We start from the raw sequence: 16,272 nt of genomic DNA, 5'->3' as shown, positions 1-16,272 counted from the left end.
TGAGGTCATCATTATTTGAGGCACTTTTTGTAGTTATGATTGAGTCTGCAAACTTCAGGTAATTCCTGAGACCATGGCAGGTATTTTTCAAGTACTTCCGGCCGGTTCAGATAATCACTGTTGGGGATTTCAGTCAGAAGGTAATTCAGATATTCGTAGACATCGAGCTCATTGGCCCGAGCGGATTCCACCAGCGTATAGAGAACCGCATTGGCGGTGGCACCTTTGGGCGAATCGGCAAAAAGCCAGGCTCGTCGGCCAGTTGCAAAAGGCCTGATGCTGGCCTCACAGAGATTGTTGGAGATGGGAAGGCGTCCGTCTTCCAGGAAGGTTTCCAGATATTTCTTCTGGTTTCTGGAATAGTTCAGGGCCGCAGTCAGCTTTTCATTCGTCGTTGGAATGGCCGCCGTTTCGTCAACCCACGACCAAAAGGCATCGAGGATGGGGCGTGACCTTTCCAGACGCTGTTCTCTGATCTCCTCATAGGTAAGATCCTTTATTTCGTTCTCGACTTTAAAAAGCAGGTCGATGTGCGCCCGGCCTTCGGCACCTTTGGAACCCGGGATTTCTTTGCCATTGCTGGTCAGCGGGATGCTTTCGATATGATAACGGCGACAGTGGGACTTATCCTACTTCTCGAATAAGTCCCATTATCCGAGAAATATGATTATCCGAGAAGAATCCCTAGAAGCCGCATAAAATCTAAAGATTCTATTGTTTTTCTCAGATAATCGAAGCAGGCATTCGACTACAAATTCAAAAACTCAGGCATATTATTTTTCTTGACTGCTTCTTCCTTTTCGCTAAAATTCTCTGGAAACCATTTATGGTTCCATTCCTTAAGGTGTTTATCCACAGTGTTCTGAGATAATTCAGCATAAATCTGCGTCGTTTGAAGAGATGCATGACCCAGGAAATTTTTGATAACAACAATCGGTACACCAGCCTCTAACATATGACTGGCCGTTGAATGCCTCATGGAATGAGGCGGATAGCTGTCTTCACAGAATAAAGATGGATTTTCTTTTTTTGCAACGTGCACATATTTTTTAAAGATACCTTCGATGCATGATACCGTCATCTGTTCATGGGTTTGACTTGAAAAAATATGTCGATCTGGTTTTGACTCGATTCGTCTGTGAGCAATATAATTCTGTAATATCGTTGTGCAGGCATCTGAAATACCAATTCGCCTTGTTTTACTACCTTTTCCCTTAATATTGATGGTAGCACCTTTCGGATTAAACTGGATATTTCCAACGGTCAGATCGCATATTTCTTGAGCCCTTGCCCCACTTGCATACATAAGACTGAGCAAAACCTTATCCCTGAGACCTGTTTCCTTAATATTATCAGGTAATTGAAGGAGTATCTTTATTTCCTGTACCGAAAATACTGCCCGTTGCTTCTTTTGAGCTTTTTTCATGGGGATTTTAATCACACTGCTCCGAAAGATTGATGCTGCATCAAAATCCCGATTCTGCGCATACTCAGAAAAAGATATGAATGCGGACAGTCGCTGATTCTTCGTTGATGCACTACAACCGCGTTCTTTTTCAATCCAGTCAAAAAACGCCATTAGTGTATAATAATCGAGCTGTTCAAAGGAAATCTTATCTGCAGGGATATCCTTCTTTGAGAACATGAATTCAATCAATAATCGAAAGGCATATTTATAAGAAATAATGGTATTAGGACTAGCGCCAATCGAACACGTCATATAACTGCTAAGGTAATCATCAAGTAACTTCAAAAATTTCGAAGGCTCACTCATCGTATGTTACCTCCGGAAAAATATCTGCAGTATAATCATCAAATATTTTCATTGCTTCTGGAAACAACTCACTACTGAATTTCAGGTATTTTTCTGTTTCTTTCAGACTATCGTGCCCCAGATAGATGGAAAGATATGGGATAGTATCATCAATTCTGCATCCATTTTTTTCGGCGTTGGCAAAAGATTTGAATACAAAGACATGCCTGAGGCAGTGCATACAAGGTCCTCTCTGATGTTTTTGCCGATTGGACAAAGATATGTTGCCTAACTTTAAAATGTTATTAAACTGATACCTTGCAGAATAGATACTAACCGATACTGTTGGATCAGCTGTCGGGAACAGATACACTTTGTAGTCCGTCAAATTATAAGCACCACCATCCAGCATTTTATTTTAACCAAAATAGCCGGAAATAGGGTTATCAGGGCACATTATTGACACCTGATTCGGCAGATTAAATAAACCGCGCTATTAATGGAGCAAATTAAACGATCTAAAAAAGCAGGTTTCCCTGCTTTTTATCAGATGGCGAGATGGGATTTAAGAGCTTTTAAAGCACAGATGATGCTGATGGCATCGGGTTCTGATAAATCCGGATTATTGATGGTCAGCTGTTCCAGATTCCAGAAGGTATCGTTTAAAGCGGCAAGCGGGGTCGATACCCCCAGATCCGGGATGCATAAAAAGTTGCCGTGGGTATAGGTGCCGCAAATGATATGAAAAGAGCTGTTTCGGGCGGTCACGGTCAGTTCATAGGGGTCAACGGTTGTGATCAGTCGAACCTGTCCTTTCCAGGAAGCTTTCCCGGACAGGTTTTTGCAACAAGCGTAATCAAAAGTCATGCCTGCCCTCCTAAAGCTCAGTATCGTTAATGGCCTGCATCACGATATCGGCATCAATGGTGGCTGCTTTATGGCTTTCGCCGATCAAAAGACTGGCGTTGCAGAACTTGTTGATCATCCGCGGGGTGCCGTCGGCTGCGTTAAGAATGGCCTGCAGGGCATTGTCGTCAAAAACAGGCTGATGGCAGCCGGCCCCCTTTAGTTTATCGATCACATAGGTTCGACCTTCCTCGCCGGTTAAGCCACCCAGATCATAATTCATGACAAGGCGTTGGCGGAGGGGTTCATGAATCCCCAGGCGCAGGGTTGAATTAAGGGCCGGCAGGCCGGCCAGCAGGATGGCCGCCCGATCTCTTGAATCCATCTCGAAGTTGAAGAGAATCTTCAGATCATTTAAGATGGCACTGTTGATATGGTTGGCTTCATCAATGATGATGACCGGTGTTTTGCGCTTTTCAAGGGCAAGACGGGAGATTTCCTCCTGAATAATCCGGAAATTATCGGGTTTCCGATAAGACGGCGAAGCCCCGAATTCGCTCGCCAGATGGCGATAGAAGTCATTGGGGGTCAGGGTGGAAAAACTGGAGTAGATGACCTTGAACAGGGAAGGATTGAGACCGGCGGCCCAGTTACGGATTGCCGTGGTCTTGCCCCGTCCGGGGCTGCCGGTGAGCAGGCCGAAGCCTCTGGTTTTAACCAGATAATCGAGACGAAAAACGGTTTCCCGGTATTCGCTGGTATCGACCAGGATCTCTTTTGAATTCTTCAGAAAGGGGTTGAATTCGAGCCCGTAGCGTGCGGTATAGTTCATGCTACTTCACCCCGGCATAAATGGATTTTTTCCCGTTTGACAAAGGCATTCTCGTGTTTGTTAAGCAGACGGATGGGTGTCAGGGTGCCATCCGCTTCAGTGATAAAGATTTTTTCCATATCCGGGGAATAGCGCAGACAAACCCGTTGCCTGGCAAAACAGCAGTCGACTTCGTATTCGACCTGATCGATGGAGATGACGCTGTCGATGGAAACCCGCCGTTCGATCTCCAGCAGAAAATGCTTTTCGATTTCCTCATCGGAAAGACGACGGATGTGTTGGGGTTCCGAAAAGAAGCGATCCTGGGGTGACAGGCCTTTAAGCGACGAATGCGGGGTCTGATTATAGCCCAGGACATAAGCCCAGAGGTGGTCACGCAGCCCGGAAAGCGACGTGAAATCGCGGATATCCAGACTGGCCAGCCACTGATCTTTCATGGTGCGAAACCATCTTTCAATTTTGGCCTTCTGGATTGGCATATAAGGCTGGTTATAGTGAAGAACCGAACCGGTACGGGCTGCCAGCAGCTCCATCTGTTTGTTCCTGAAGGAGCTGCCATTGTCAAAGTTGTAGATTTGTGGGCGACCATACCGGGCGACCGCTGATTTCATGACCGACATCAGGTTCACGAAATTATCATTGAAGAAAACATCAATCCCAACAATCAGGCGGCTGGCATCATCAATCTGGGCGATAATGAAAACCTTGTGTTTCTTCCCGTCCGGCGTTTTAAGATAGGGACCGACACTGGTATCCCCGCACCAGACCTCATTGATGTGCGGGCGTTCATAGCGTCGCAGGTCATGGTTGGTGGTGGTCTTCATCTCAAGCGCAAGCCGTTTAATAAAACGGTTGACCGTCGATTCCGACAATTGACCGGTGGTAACACTGCCGCTCTCACGCAGCTGGCGGAAAATGGCGGCCGCCGACATCCGCGGATAGTTTTCTTTCAGGTACCGGATCTGGGCCTGAAGATCGTCATCCAGCTTGCGGGGCTGGCCGCTGTCCGACCGGGAGGAAGGGAGCAGGCCATCAAAGCCCTGATGCAGATAATTGCGGTACCAGTACTTGATGGTTTGTGGTGCAAAGTGCCGGGTTGATCCGTCGGCCAGCACCACCCCTTTAAGGGAAGCGTCACGAAAGAAAGCCTCGTTGGATGGATACGCATCAGAAAGGCCTGAAATAAGGGGAGCGATGACAGCATAGCGCATCAGCGCGACTGCCTGAGCTTTATTCTGGTTCATGGTTGAAACCTCCTTGGTTTTTCATCCATTATATGAAAAAATGTCGGAGGGATCGTGTCAGCTTATGTGGGTTCTGGAAAGAAAACATTCGGGGTCGGTTTAATCTGCATGAACTGCCGGCCGAAGCTTTTAAAACACTGGCTGATGAAGTGACCGGTCATCGAAAGCGTCAGCCCGATGGCAAGCCGCCGTTGACGCCAGTGGCAACGATACTGGCGAATCACATGTCGGATATTACTTTCATCAATCGCCGGATGATGACTCATAATCGCAGCCAAGTCGCCGGAAGATTCATAACAGCAAAGGATTCGGATCTGATCGGAAAGACCAATCTGAGAATAAGGGACAATTGCTGACAGCAGCAGGGCATGGGTTCTTTTGCAAACGGCACATTTCACCCGGCAGATCCGCAGTGGCATCAGGTAAGCTTCAACCTTGATACAGCGCCGGTAGTAGCCATGGACGGAAAGACAGCCTGAACAGCCACAGCTGCATGTAAGCTGGTGGAACTGAAGAGCGTTAAGCGTATGATCATATAAAATTTGCGAAATGGGATTGCAATTATCCGTAAAAATCGTTATCATATAAACTGTTATAGTGGGGCTACAACCTCTCTGTGATGTCACGAGTGGCAGAAAGTTGACTTTGTTAGGGTTGTTTCTGCCACTCAATCAAAAATAGTATTTTTATGATAACACAAGAAGGTACCGGATCAAACAATCTGACGCATTATGCTGCAGAATATTTTATCCGATACCTTCTTTTATTTTGACTGATAATGATGAAATTTAAAGCGTATAATTTGCTGAATAACAACACTTCTGGATAGCCCACCATACCCAAAGCCATACAGTATTTTTTGAGTATTTCTGTCAATGCGGGATGCATGGGTACCCGTCTCTGTTTATTGCCCTTTGTATAGTTAAGTGTTAACACGCCCGTATTAAAATCCACATCTTTAAACTTTAATGCTAGCGTTTCGCCGATACGCAGACCACATCCGTACATGAGACGCAGAATCATTGGATACTCAACATGGATAAGGGTATTTTTTTGAAATCTGCCCATTGGTAAGGTATCCGCAATGGAGAAAATCATATCGATCTCATCATCAGAGAATATATAGGGTACATAGTCATCGCTAACTTTAGGGATTGGTGGTATATAAGCATGAATCCCGTAACTCAGCAGGCTTTCTAAAAAAATCCGGATAACAATTACCACGTTAGCAATCGAACTGCTTTTCCCGGTCAACGTGCGTACCCAGCCAACCATTTGTGCTTCCGTCAGGTTTTTAGTTTCGCAATTGATTGAGCAGAGATACTCATCAAAATTCTGAAGCGTATGACGGTCATGTTTATATGTGCTTTGGCTTTTTGAAACCTTACGTAATTCCAAAAAATCAGTCAGTTCGTTGTTTAAGATACTCTTGAACTGGATCATGCGTTGATCCCTCCGTCAAGAAAAGCTTTAAATGTGCCGGATGGTCTGGGGACTTCGATTGCGCATTCACGAAGTTTATCCAGATCAAGTTTTGCATAATGTTTGATTGCATCGGAATCGGTATGCCCCAGGATTTTTGTAACTGCTTCGTAGGGAACATCATCGTTAATCATTGAATTGGCTAATGAGGAACGGAATGTATGAGGACCGTGTTTTTTCACAGTGATATCAATACCCGCCATCTTAAAGTATCGTGTCGTTACAAATCTCAAAACAGAAGTGGTTATTTCCTGAAAAGGTGCATTTTGACGTAAAAACACGGTATCGCCAGTTACTTTAGGTCGGGCATTGTTGATATAATCAGTCAATGCGATCTTAACTTCTGTTAACATCGGAAGTCGTAATCGTTCACCTGTTTTTTGCTGTATAAAAGTAATCTGATCGCGCTTAAAATCAAGATCAGCCAGCGACAACTTTACAATATCTCCGGATCGCATACCAAGCCTGGTTGCTAAAATTAGCATTGCATAATCGCGTTTGCCAATATTACTGGTACGGTCAATTACCTTCTCAATTTGGAAGATCTCCTTTTCACTATACGTGTCAGGGAGATGGGTTGACTTTCGATAACGTGGTACAAGTGTCGAAAAATCGGCTTCAATTATTCCGTTGATGCTTAAGAATTTTAAAAAAGCTCTTATAATGGCCCAGCCATCTTTATTCTCAACCCTCAGGCAGGCTTTAGCAACATCGGAAGGTTTTAGCGAATAAATGTTCATGCAACCAATTTCAATACAATCTTTGAGAAAACAACGTATGAACCGTTTCTTTGCCTTTATCGTGTTAACTTTATTGCCAGCTTCATTGCATTGCAGAGAAAAAAGATCTAAAACATACTCAAAGTTATCAGGCAATAATTCAACTTGATGTTGCTGCTGAACCTTATATTCAATTCCGGAATAAAAATCATTCAATCTCCGGATCGCTGTGATTATCGCTTTTTGACGAGAAATACTCAGTTTATTTTTAGCAAGATAAAATTCGTAATAATGCCGACCAACTTCAGGAGTATAAGCATCAATACCATTTTCATCCATATAGGGTTCAATTTTTCTGAGCGTCCGGCGATAATTATCTAATGTCAATCGATCATAAGATTTATCATCAAGGAATTGAATCAACTCGTGCAGTAAGTCACTAAACGATAGGGTTTTAGTCTTTTCAGAGTTCATGGGTATACCTCCTTAGATTTTTTATAATTCTATTCTAAAGGAAGTTACGATTATTCGATAAAGTAATTGTAAAGTTAATTATTCATGCGGCTTCTGTGGATTCTTCTTGGATAATCATATTTCTCGGATAATGGGACCAACATAAGTTGCGCTGGATATTCTCCACTTTATCATAGCCAGTATACGCATCCGTCGTCAAATATCCATCAAACCCGGAAAGCAGCTGTCTGGCAATTTCCCCTTTACGACTGGATGAGTAAAAGAAGAAAACCGCCCGGATATTCTCACATGCACCACTCCGGATCACCCACATATAGGAATCGCTGCTGGCTTTTTTACCATCCTCCCGGTTACACTGGATCCGTGTCTCATCCATATGCAGCACCTCACAGGAAAGCAGTTCGGCATGAATGCGTTCGTAAACCGGGGTCAACCATTCTTCGCTGCAGCGGTTTGTCCAGTTGGCCATATTCGACCGGGATAGAATCAGACCCAACCGGTACCAGTCTTTTTCCTGCCGGGCAAAAGGCATCCCCATGGCAAACTTCTGATACATGACCTGGGCCACCAGCGACGGCGTAGCAATGGAATGGGCGAGTAGTGGCACTGGTATGGCGGCTTTCTGAAAATGATCCTTCGGGTTCTCACTGCCTTCTTTTCCGCACTGGGTGCATTTGGCAATCTGCTGAACAATCTGCTTCACCTTCAGTTTGGCCGGTTCATAGGTCACTTCGGTCCGAACGATTCGTTTACCGATGATCATCAGCTCTCCGTCACATTTGGAGCAGACTTCATCGTCAGGGATAATGTATTCTTCAATCTCCTTCGGAAGACCGGCCAGCATTTCCTGCCGGACTCCGGGTTGACGGACTTTACGGGTATGACTGGGAACGGTTATTTTCTGTTGTTCGCTAAACAGTTCTTTGGCAAGTGACTCGGTTGATTCAAACAGAGACACTTGTCCATCCAGGTTTTTTGATGTTTCGGTGGAGGGGCCGAACAGTTTCTTTCTGGCCTGCAGAAGTGCCTGCACCATATTTTCAATCCGGATATTCTGTTTGGCAATAATTTCGTCTTTGGCAGCCAGTTCTTCTTTCTGTTTTTCCACCAGCGCCCGGAGCAACTGCAGTTCTTCCTGTCCTGTCATCGGTATCCATTCCTTTGCTTTTTCTTGGTATTATTATACCATTTTTAGCGCCAGAACGCTACCATTTTCGGAGTTGAAATGGCTTAAAAAAGCCATTTCACACCACCATCCCGAGTTTACTCACACGATTTTCAGGCTATCAGAAGCAGCTATTCTCAAGCGTCATTGTCACCGGCTGAAGGGCTTTTTTCTGTTCGATTTCAAGCCCCTGAAGCAACCACTGAACCTGCTGGCCGGTTATTTCTCTGACTTCTGATGGGGTTTTCGGCCACTGGAATTTCATGCCATTGAGCAGCTTCTTACTGGCCAGAATAAAGCCGTTGCCGTCGTAACGTAAAACTTTAAGGGCATTTCTTTTCCGGTTGCAGAAGATAAAGGCACATGCGTCCGAAAACGGATCCAGCTTGAACTCCATGTTGACAACCATGGCCAGTCCATCCATCTGTTTTCTGAAGTCGGTGGCACCACAGGCAATGTAAATATGGGTTGTGCCTCTGATAAACCGATCCATCATGACTGTGAAAGCTGCCGGATAAACTGCGTTGCCAGGGAGATATCACGTTGATCCGACAGAACCATCTCAAAACCCCGCCATCGGATAATCAGTCCCGCTTCCGTTATTCGATCATCTGAAGCAGACGGCATTTCCAGTTTTGCAAACAGTGGTGATGCGGTATTTTTATCGTTCCCTTCCATCTTTTCTTTTTGGATCCGCTGCTTCCAATAATAGAAGGTGTGTTTGCTGATCTGCTTTTCGGCGCACCAGGTGTCGACAGTCATTCCGCTGGTTGCCTGTTCTTCGAAACGCTCTTCCCACAGCTGTCTTTTTGATTCGTCCATTATATCTAAACCTCCTGAATCTCATTTCAGGTTAGTTTACACTAAATGGATCGGATTTTCACTACGCCATCTTTTGGGGCACTTACAGATAAAGGCACATGTGTTTGAAAATGGATCCAGCTTGAACTCCATGTTGACAACGACGGCCAGACCATCCATCTGTTTTCTGAAGTCGGTGGCACCACAGGCAATGTAAATATGGGTTGTGCCTCTGATAAACCGATCCATCATGACTGTGAAAGCTGACGGATAAACTGCGTTGCCAGGGAAATATCACCGTGATCCGACAGAATCAGTTCAAAACCCCGCCATCTGATAATCAATCCCGCTTCCGTAATTCGATCATCAGAAGCCACCGGCATTTCCAGTTTTGCAAACAGTGGTGTTGTCGTATTTTTTTCAATTGGCTCCATCTTTTCTTTTCGGAACCGCTGCTTCCAATAATAGAAGGTGTGTTTGCTGATCTGTTTTTCGGCACACCAGATGTCGACAGTCATTCCGCTGGTTGCCTGTTCTTCGAAACGCTCTTCCCACAGCTGTCTTTTTGACTCGTCCATTATATCTAAACCTCCTGAACCTCTTTTCAGGTTAGTTTACACTAATTTGACCGGTTTTTCACTACGTCATCTTTTGAGGCACTTACGCTTTCTTCGATGAGGATCTCTTCATCTTCTGATCTTTTTTAATTCGTTTGAAGGCTTTTTTTGTTATATTCTTTTTTCCTTTTGGGCGTTTATTTCATTTTTTCTTGTTTTGCGTAATTTCCTATTAAATAAAAATAGCGCCTCGCGGCGCAAATTAACAAAAAACATTGGATTAATTAATACCCTGACACTCAATAATTTTATATGAAAGTAAAACATATAAAAGATCATTAACATCACTAAGATCCATTTTTATTATTTCGTTGATTTTTTCCATATGCTTGATAAAAGTACCCCGGTGAATAAACAATTCCTGTGAAGATTTAACTGCATTCATTTGACAATCTAAATATGTTCTCAATTCCTTAAAATATGAAGTAGCATTTTCTTGATCATACTCTAAAAGTCTTAGTACACCTTTTGCACATAGGGTGTCTGGTGAAAACTCTTTGCAAGTTTGTAATGCTACATAATTTAAAACATAATCTTCAAACTTAAACAGCGTCCTATCAGGATTAAATTTAATGCCAATATCAATTGCGGTACAAGCTTGTTTAAAGTACGTGGATGCATTTCTAATATCACAGAAACTATTACTTATTCCAGCCTTGTAACCCAAATTTTTTAATTGATATTCTAAATTGACCAAGAAGTTGCTGCTTTCATCGATAAAGTTAGAATATATAAAAATTACAAGCACATCATCATGCACAAATACAACGGAATTTGGAATTACTGTCTCTAAATGCTCACACAAATACTTACCTAATAACATTTTAGAAGTATCCACTAATTTACACTTCACACATACATAGTACTCTTTTTTACTCAGATACTCTTCATTCCGTAAAAATCCAGACTCAATGTTCTCACCATTTAGGTTCATAACAAAATACGCTTTCAACCAATCGGTTCGGCTACTTTGTATATAGACATACTTATTTACACATTTTGTAATATACGAACTTGCATGCTCCAAAAGTGCTTCATCTGAAGGTCGGAATTTTCTATTTAACTCCACTAAATAACAACCACATACATATCGATCATCTTCGTAAACGTTTACGCACAAAACGTCAGCATTTATTCTATCGCTGAAACCATGAAAAGCCCTCTTTCTTTTTCGATTATGGTCGATTTTATCTTTACATTCTAGAAATATTTCATAGGAAACTTTCATTTGATCATCGTCTTGACAGTGTAATTCTGGAAATTGAGCGGCAAAATCTTTATAGTCTTTGGAGTACGCAATGAATTTCAAATCAATGTCAACGAGGCTCATGGGATTATTGAAAACTTCTACAACCTTGTCAACCAACTCAAACAAATCCTTATTATTATCGACTATCTCCCTTAAGCTATTATTCCATTCTTCATATCTATCAAATAAACCTTGCAGAAAATTCATCACAAAAACAATGTCATATTTAGACGCCAAACATATAAGAGTAAAACTAGCAGAATAATAAATTTTATGTTCAGGGGTTCCGATACAGACTAATACTACCGACTTAGTAAAATTAGGGTGATCAGAGAGATCATCCGCCTTTGCCACATAAAGCCTATCTGATTCAAAGTCCATTCCAAACTTATATATCAATGGTCTTTTCAACTTAAGTTTTCGGCTATTGGGTCCATAGAATTGAACCTCCTGAAAGGATTCGGATAAATTATCATATAAAATATCAGGATTAAGAAACAGCAAACTCACTCCAATCAATTTTTATTAGTATATTGTTTTCATTATATAATATCTACAGCTTAAGTTAAAGTATACTTTCCAACTATCGGTGTTTTTCAAGATAATTGACGGTCTTTATTGATTTTGACCAACGTTTTGTGTGCTTTTCGCGGGAAGCTTGGTAAATAGCTGTACGGTTTGAAAAAAAGACCGATCCATTCCAATGTGCCGCAGAATGCAGAGCCAATGGCTGGTTTCTGGAAATCATGTTCTGTGAAATAACTGCTTTTCACACCAGTATACTGGCATTTTCAGATGATTCCACCGGCCATATTTCTCAACCGACGATCTTCCGGCTGTAGAGATCCTGGTGATGAACGCCCCCGGTGATTATTCATGCTAGCTTGCTTCATTCCCTAATACATGGACGATCCAGATGGAATTTAGTGATGTTTCATCTGCCAGCCGGGGAACGATCTAACTGTGTGGCAGACTCTGATGATTTTCAGAAGTCACAAGTCCAATAATCTCCTTCCATTATTCCGGGGACAATTTATAGAAGTGCCCAGGACGAATGGCTAAGGAGCGCTGATCTTCCAGACGCGTTGCCGGATTTCTATCACTGAAATGTATGTTCACTGATCGGAAGGACAGAAATTGTCGTGCACCATGCTCCGTGGCTTCTTCAATTAATTCAACAGACAGCTTGCGGTCTGAGGCTAGAATCATTCGTCCTAGGGATTCCCCCAGACCGCTTGGGCATTTTTTCTGAGCGTAAGTAACGCTGATGTTTCTGCCAGAGCTGCTGCTTTTCTTTTTAATTCACGATTGAGCTGACCTGCTTTAGGGGTTCACTCAGATCCTTTTTAAGTCTTTAGGGTTCCTTTCTACCACTGCCATTGGCATTGACGCATGCATCCCTTCAGGCTTCTATCTGTCCAACGTAAACACCTTTTTACCAGCAGTATTTAGCCAGCTCTGCCTGATTTCATTTGAGTGGTTTCCTGTGCAATCAGAAATTTATTTTCACTGAACCAGGTTTCTGACGTACTGCTACCTGATGGTGTTGTCATTCCAGAAGCCTTTTCCTCTCTTTTCCATATTCATACACGGCACCTACTGAATCAAGTTATTAAATTATGCCTTCTTCTTATTCAATTGCTGCCAGTCCAGCTTCAGCAACTATCATATCTTCTTCAACAGTTCCGCCGCTGACGCCGATACCACCGATAATCTGACCATCGCATTTGATTGGAAAACCGCCACCGAATACAACCATCCGACCTTTGTCGCAAGTAGCCAAGCCAAATAGTGAACCCGATTCCTTGCAGAGATCAGCCGCTGCATCGGTACTCATTTTTAGAGCAACGGATGTATAGGCTTTATTCGTCGCAATATCAATGCTGGCCAACAATGAGTCTTCCATGCGGTTTAATAGAACCGGTTTTCCTGCATTATCACAAACCGCTATGACCATCGGGACATTGATTTCGATCGCTTTGACTGCTGCCGCATCGGCCATTTTCTTTGCCTTATCTAATAATTTTCCTGTTGTAGTCATCGTATCCTCCAAATTTAAAATATTATTTTCTTAAACATCTAAAGCACTTTTGGCTATAATCATAACTTCATCAACACTTACGCTGTCGATTCCAATTTCACCGATAATCCAACCATTGCATTTAAATAGCAAAATGATCACCTAACAACTATCCTAACGCAGGGGGTCCCCTTAAATTATCTATATCATAAAAATACAATCAGCTTAATTATTTGTTTCTAACCCTTGCATTATCAACATCATAGAAGATACGATCAGTAAGAATTGCTGTGTACTTACCAATAATTACTTGATCTCCCACTTTTGCTTTTGCATTTTCAATCAAAGCAAACCCAAGATTCTTTTCAATGGTATATCCATATGTAAATGTAGTGACTTTACCAACAACTTCGCCATTAATCTTAACCTGTTCTTTGGTTTCGATAACAGCTGCATCATCATCAACTGTAAAACCAAGCAAAGAATGTTTCGGTCCCTGTGCTTTAACAATTTCCAAAGCAGCTTTCCCTAGAAACTTTTTATCCCAGGAAACGGTCCAATCAAAACCAACTTCCAAAGGATTTGTTCCTGCAAGATCGCTCATAAGAACATATCCTTTTTCTCTCGGCAAACTTGTGATGATAACATCAGTTGCAATTATTGAAATACCGTACTTGACGCCATAATCTTCAAGCTTTGATTCGACCAATGCCTTGTCATCAGGTTTACAGTAGATTTCATAACCCAGTTCACCGGTATATCCGCTACGTGCGATTTTGACTGGCACATTATCAATCATATTATCTTTAATCGTAAAAAGCTTCATATCATTAATTTTCTCTTTGAGAAAATCGTTCAATACTGCACCAGATTTCGGCCCCTGTACTGCGTACATAGTAGTAACAGGTGTTATATCCTTGTAACTGACATCCATTTTTTCTTTATGTACGTCAAACCATTTAATCATATCGCTAATATATAGCGTAGAAACCCAATATAATTCATCATCAATACGGAATACAATGACATCATCAATGATGACACCATCTTCATTAAGCATTGTTGTATATTTCGCTTCGCCCACTTTTGCTTTCGCAATAGAACTTACAAAAATATAGTCTAGAAATGCTTTTGCATCTTTTCCCGTTACTTCTAGTAACTGATGCGTGAAATCATAGTATCCCACTGCATTTCTAATTGTTTCATGCTCTTTTCTAATTCCAGCTTCGTTTTTTCTCATATTTTCTCCTTGTACATATATTACTTTTTGATTAAAGTAACATTAAGCAAAACTTTCTCTTATCCTTCCCGGGAATGTGAAGTCAAGTACTTAATCAATATATTACACAAATAATTCAGTTTTTACAATTTTCACGCTGTATATAATTTTCTCAAATTATTGTGCAATGTGTTTATTCGTAAAAAAAGTGCCTACGGCACTTCCAGACTGTCAAAGAACCCGGTTTTCAACTGAAAATCGGGTTCTTTGCGTGAATAGCCAAAAAAGAAGCTGAGCTTTGGATTTCCAAAGTGCCAGCTTTTTCAAATTCATGGCAGCATATTTAAGCCGAACCCAGCTGGAAACTGAATTCAAGCCCCGGTAAAGCGTATAACGCATGGCGTGTTTTTCCTTGGCATCAGCAAAGACCCGTTCGATCGTCTGGTTTCTGAGAGCATAGGTTGTTTTACCAATCGGTGAATGGCGTATATCTTCAGCCATTTCCAGGTAATCCTGCCAGACATGTCGAGTCACCGTCTTTTCGCAGGATTTGTTCTGGGTACATAAATGCCTGGTTGGACAACGTTCGCAATTAAATGGTATGCTTTTGAACTCCTGGTAACCGTGTCGATTCGTTGTGGCATAATAGAGGGTTCGATTTTCCGGACAAATCACCCAATCATTATATTCATCATAGACATACTCATAACTCTTGTGATAATTCGGCTTGGTCATGGGGCGTTTGTATGGCAGTGAAGGAATTCGGCCGTCATCAAAAATCGTCTTGCAGATCCATGGCGTTTTATAACCGGCATCAGCGGTAATGATCTGGATCTGCGGATACCGTTTTGTCACGTTCTTATACAGAGCATCAAAGACCTGGCTGTCATGATGGTTTCCCGCCGTTACCACCACATCCAGAACAAAATTATTCTGGTCGCATACGGTGTGGGCACCATAGGCAAAGCACTTCTTATGTTCACCTTTATGAAAGACGCCACAATCCGGATCGGTTGTGGACGCTGTCACATTCCGGTCTTCTGGTGGTTTTGTATCATCAAATGGTTTTTTCCCATGTTCCTTTCGATCGGCATTGACTTCTTCCATCAACTCGTCTTCATAAGTTCGTGCGGCTCCCGGAATTGCCTTTTTGATACGCTTCTTCAGATTGGCATTGGCTTTGATATGAGTGGCATCCACAAAAACCACTTCCGGTTTAAGATAGCCGGCTCGCTCCACTTCATAAAGAATCCAGGTGAAAATATCTTCAATGACCGATTCCTTGAAACGATGTCTGAAATTGTAGCTCACAGTGGCAAAATGAGGGATCGGTTCATTCAAGGTATATCCCAGAAACCAGCGATAGGCGATGTTCATTTCAATGTCTTTAACCGTTTGGCGGAGGGAACGAATGCCGTACAAATGCTGAATCAAAGCCATTTTGATCAGCACCACCGGGTCAGCGCTGGGGCGTCCATTATCGGCACAGTATAAGTCTTCCACAAAATCATAAATGTGTGTGAAGTCAACAGCTCCATCGATTTTTCTCAATAAATGATCCGATGGAACCAGTAAGTCTGTATTGACAAGCTCAACAATATCTCTTTCCAGCTTTTCCCGTTTCAACATTTTTCTTATCCACCTTTGTTTTTGTTGATTCTATTATATAAAAAAGTGCCTACGGCACATCAACACCCCTGCCCCTCAATCTTGAGGGGTTTTTGGGGTTTTATTTATCTTCCATCTGGTGTAAAATTCAAGCATGAGTATTTTACAGCATATTTTTTCTGATTATTATGACCTGATTCGTACCTTAACACTGCGACTTGTTGTTGTTGAAAATATTGATAA

General features: G+C 42.3%; 18 protein-coding genes. All 18 read right to left on the bottom strand.

From position 1 onward, the window contains the following. Nucleotides 1-11 precede the first annotated feature (11 nt). The 18 genes from BI182_RS01975 to BI182_RS01890 all read right to left on the bottom strand — a co-directional run bounded on the left by BI182_RS01975 (nt 12) and on the right by BI182_RS01890 (nt 16,050). A complete protein-coding gene (locus BI182_RS01975; RefSeq protein WP_286805216.1) occupies nt 12-566 on the bottom strand; it encodes an IS66 family transposase in 555 nt (184 codons plus the stop codon). Nucleotides 567-748: 182 nt separating this feature from the next. After that, on the bottom strand, nt 749-1,774 hold the full coding sequence (locus BI182_RS01970) for a tyrosine-type recombinase/integrase (protein ID WP_286805162.1): 1,026 nt from the start codon (nt 1,772-1,774) through the stop codon (nt 749-751). Continuing rightward, the gene (locus tag BI182_RS01965) at nt 1,767-2,165 is read right to left on the bottom strand and encodes a site-specific integrase (RefSeq protein WP_286805160.1); all 399 of its coding nucleotides are present in this window, start codon (nt 2,163-2,165) and stop codon (nt 1,767-1,769) included. The genes BI182_RS01970 and BI182_RS01965 overlap by 8 nt, the downstream gene beginning before the upstream one ends. Before the next feature lie 134 nt (nt 2,166-2,299). Next, nucleotides 2,300-2,620: a DUF6618 family protein gene (locus tag BI182_RS01960; protein ID WP_286805158.1), complete on the bottom strand. Its 321-nt coding sequence runs from the start codon at nt 2,618-2,620 to the stop codon at nt 2,300-2,302. A gap of 10 nt (nt 2,621-2,630) precedes the next feature. Next, nucleotides 2,631-3,431 (bottom strand): ExeA family protein, encoded by an 801-nt coding sequence (locus tag BI182_RS01955; protein ID WP_286805156.1) that lies wholly within the window; start codon nt 3,429-3,431, stop codon nt 2,631-2,633. Continuing rightward, nucleotides 3,428-4,675 (bottom strand): helix-turn-helix domain-containing protein, encoded by a 1,248-nt coding sequence (locus BI182_RS01950; protein WP_286805154.1) that lies wholly within the window; start codon nt 4,673-4,675, stop codon nt 3,428-3,430. The genes BI182_RS01955 and BI182_RS01950 overlap by 4 nt, the downstream gene beginning before the upstream one ends. Before the next feature lie 62 nt (nt 4,676-4,737). Next, nucleotides 4,738-5,259, bottom strand: a complete 522-nt coding sequence (locus BI182_RS01945) for a hypothetical protein (RefSeq protein WP_286805152.1) — start codon at nt 5,257-5,259, stop codon at nt 4,738-4,740. Between the two features lie 145 nt (nt 5,260-5,404). Beyond that, nucleotides 5,405-6,118, bottom strand: coding sequence for a tyrosine-type recombinase/integrase (locus tag BI182_RS01940; protein ID WP_286805150.1), 714 nt, complete (start codon nt 6,116-6,118; stop codon nt 5,405-5,407). Beyond that, nucleotides 6,115-7,350 (bottom strand): tyrosine-type recombinase/integrase, encoded by a 1,236-nt coding sequence (locus tag BI182_RS01935; RefSeq protein WP_286805148.1) that lies wholly within the window; start codon nt 7,348-7,350, stop codon nt 6,115-6,117. The genes BI182_RS01940 and BI182_RS01935 overlap by 4 nt, the downstream gene beginning before the upstream one ends. Nucleotides 7,351-7,432: 82 nt before the next feature. Then, nucleotides 7,433-8,497, bottom strand: coding sequence for an IS66 family transposase (gene tnpC, locus BI182_RS01930; RefSeq protein WP_286805147.1), 1,065 nt, complete (start codon nt 8,495-8,497; stop codon nt 7,433-7,435). A 139-nt stretch (nt 8,498-8,636) separates the two neighbouring features. Beyond that, nucleotides 8,637-9,011 carry an IS66 family insertion sequence element accessory protein TnpB gene (gene tnpB, locus BI182_RS01925; protein ID WP_286805145.1) on the bottom strand — a complete coding sequence of 125 codons (375 nt, stop codon included), beginning with the start codon at nt 9,009-9,011 and terminating at the stop codon, nt 8,637-8,639. Beyond that, nucleotides 9,008-9,337 carry an IS66 family insertion sequence element accessory protein TnpA gene (gene tnpA / locus BI182_RS01920; RefSeq protein ID WP_286805143.1) on the bottom strand — a complete coding sequence of 110 codons (330 nt, stop codon included), beginning with the start codon at nt 9,335-9,337 and terminating at the stop codon, nt 9,008-9,010. The genes tnpB (BI182_RS01925) and tnpA (BI182_RS01920) overlap by 4 nt, the downstream gene beginning before the upstream one ends. A gap of 36 nt (nt 9,338-9,373) precedes the next feature. After that, a complete protein-coding gene (gene tnpB / locus BI182_RS01915) occupies nt 9,374-9,568 on the bottom strand; it encodes an IS66 family insertion sequence element accessory protein TnpB (protein ID WP_286805141.1) in 195 nt (64 codons plus the stop codon). After that, nucleotides 9,565-9,894: an IS66 family insertion sequence element accessory protein TnpA gene (tnpA, locus tag BI182_RS01910; RefSeq protein WP_286805140.1), complete on the bottom strand. Its 330-nt coding sequence runs from the start codon at nt 9,892-9,894 to the stop codon at nt 9,565-9,567. The genes tnpB (BI182_RS01915) and tnpA (BI182_RS01910) overlap by 4 nt, the downstream gene beginning before the upstream one ends. 259 nt (nt 9,895-10,153) lie before the next feature. Then, entirely contained in the window at nt 10,154-11,563 is a 1,410-nt protein-coding gene (locus BI182_RS01905) for a PucR family transcriptional regulator (RefSeq protein ID WP_286805139.1), read from the bottom strand. Between the two features lie 1,249 nt (nt 11,564-12,812). Beyond that, a complete protein-coding gene (locus BI182_RS01900; protein WP_286805137.1) occupies nt 12,813-13,223 on the bottom strand; it encodes a GlcG/HbpS family heme-binding protein in 411 nt (136 codons plus the stop codon). A gap of 208 nt (nt 13,224-13,431) precedes the next feature. Then, nucleotides 13,432-14,442 carry an aminomethyl transferase family protein gene (locus tag BI182_RS01895; protein WP_286805136.1) on the bottom strand — a complete coding sequence of 337 codons (1,011 nt, stop codon included), beginning with the start codon at nt 14,440-14,442 and terminating at the stop codon, nt 13,432-13,434. 210 nt (nt 14,443-14,652) lie between these two features. Further along, nucleotides 14,653-16,050, bottom strand: a complete 1,398-nt coding sequence (locus BI182_RS01890) for an IS1182 family transposase (protein WP_286805135.1) — start codon at nt 16,048-16,050, stop codon at nt 14,653-14,655. Between the last annotated feature and the right edge of the window lie 222 nt (nt 16,051-16,272).

The organism is Acetobacterium sp. MES1 (assembly GCF_002237635.1).
GTDB classification, from domain to species: domain Bacteria; phylum Bacillota; class Clostridia; order Eubacteriales; family Eubacteriaceae; genus Acetobacterium; species Acetobacterium wieringae.
Note: the sequence above shows the minus strand (reverse complement) of the source record. Positions and strands in the feature narration are given on the sequence as shown.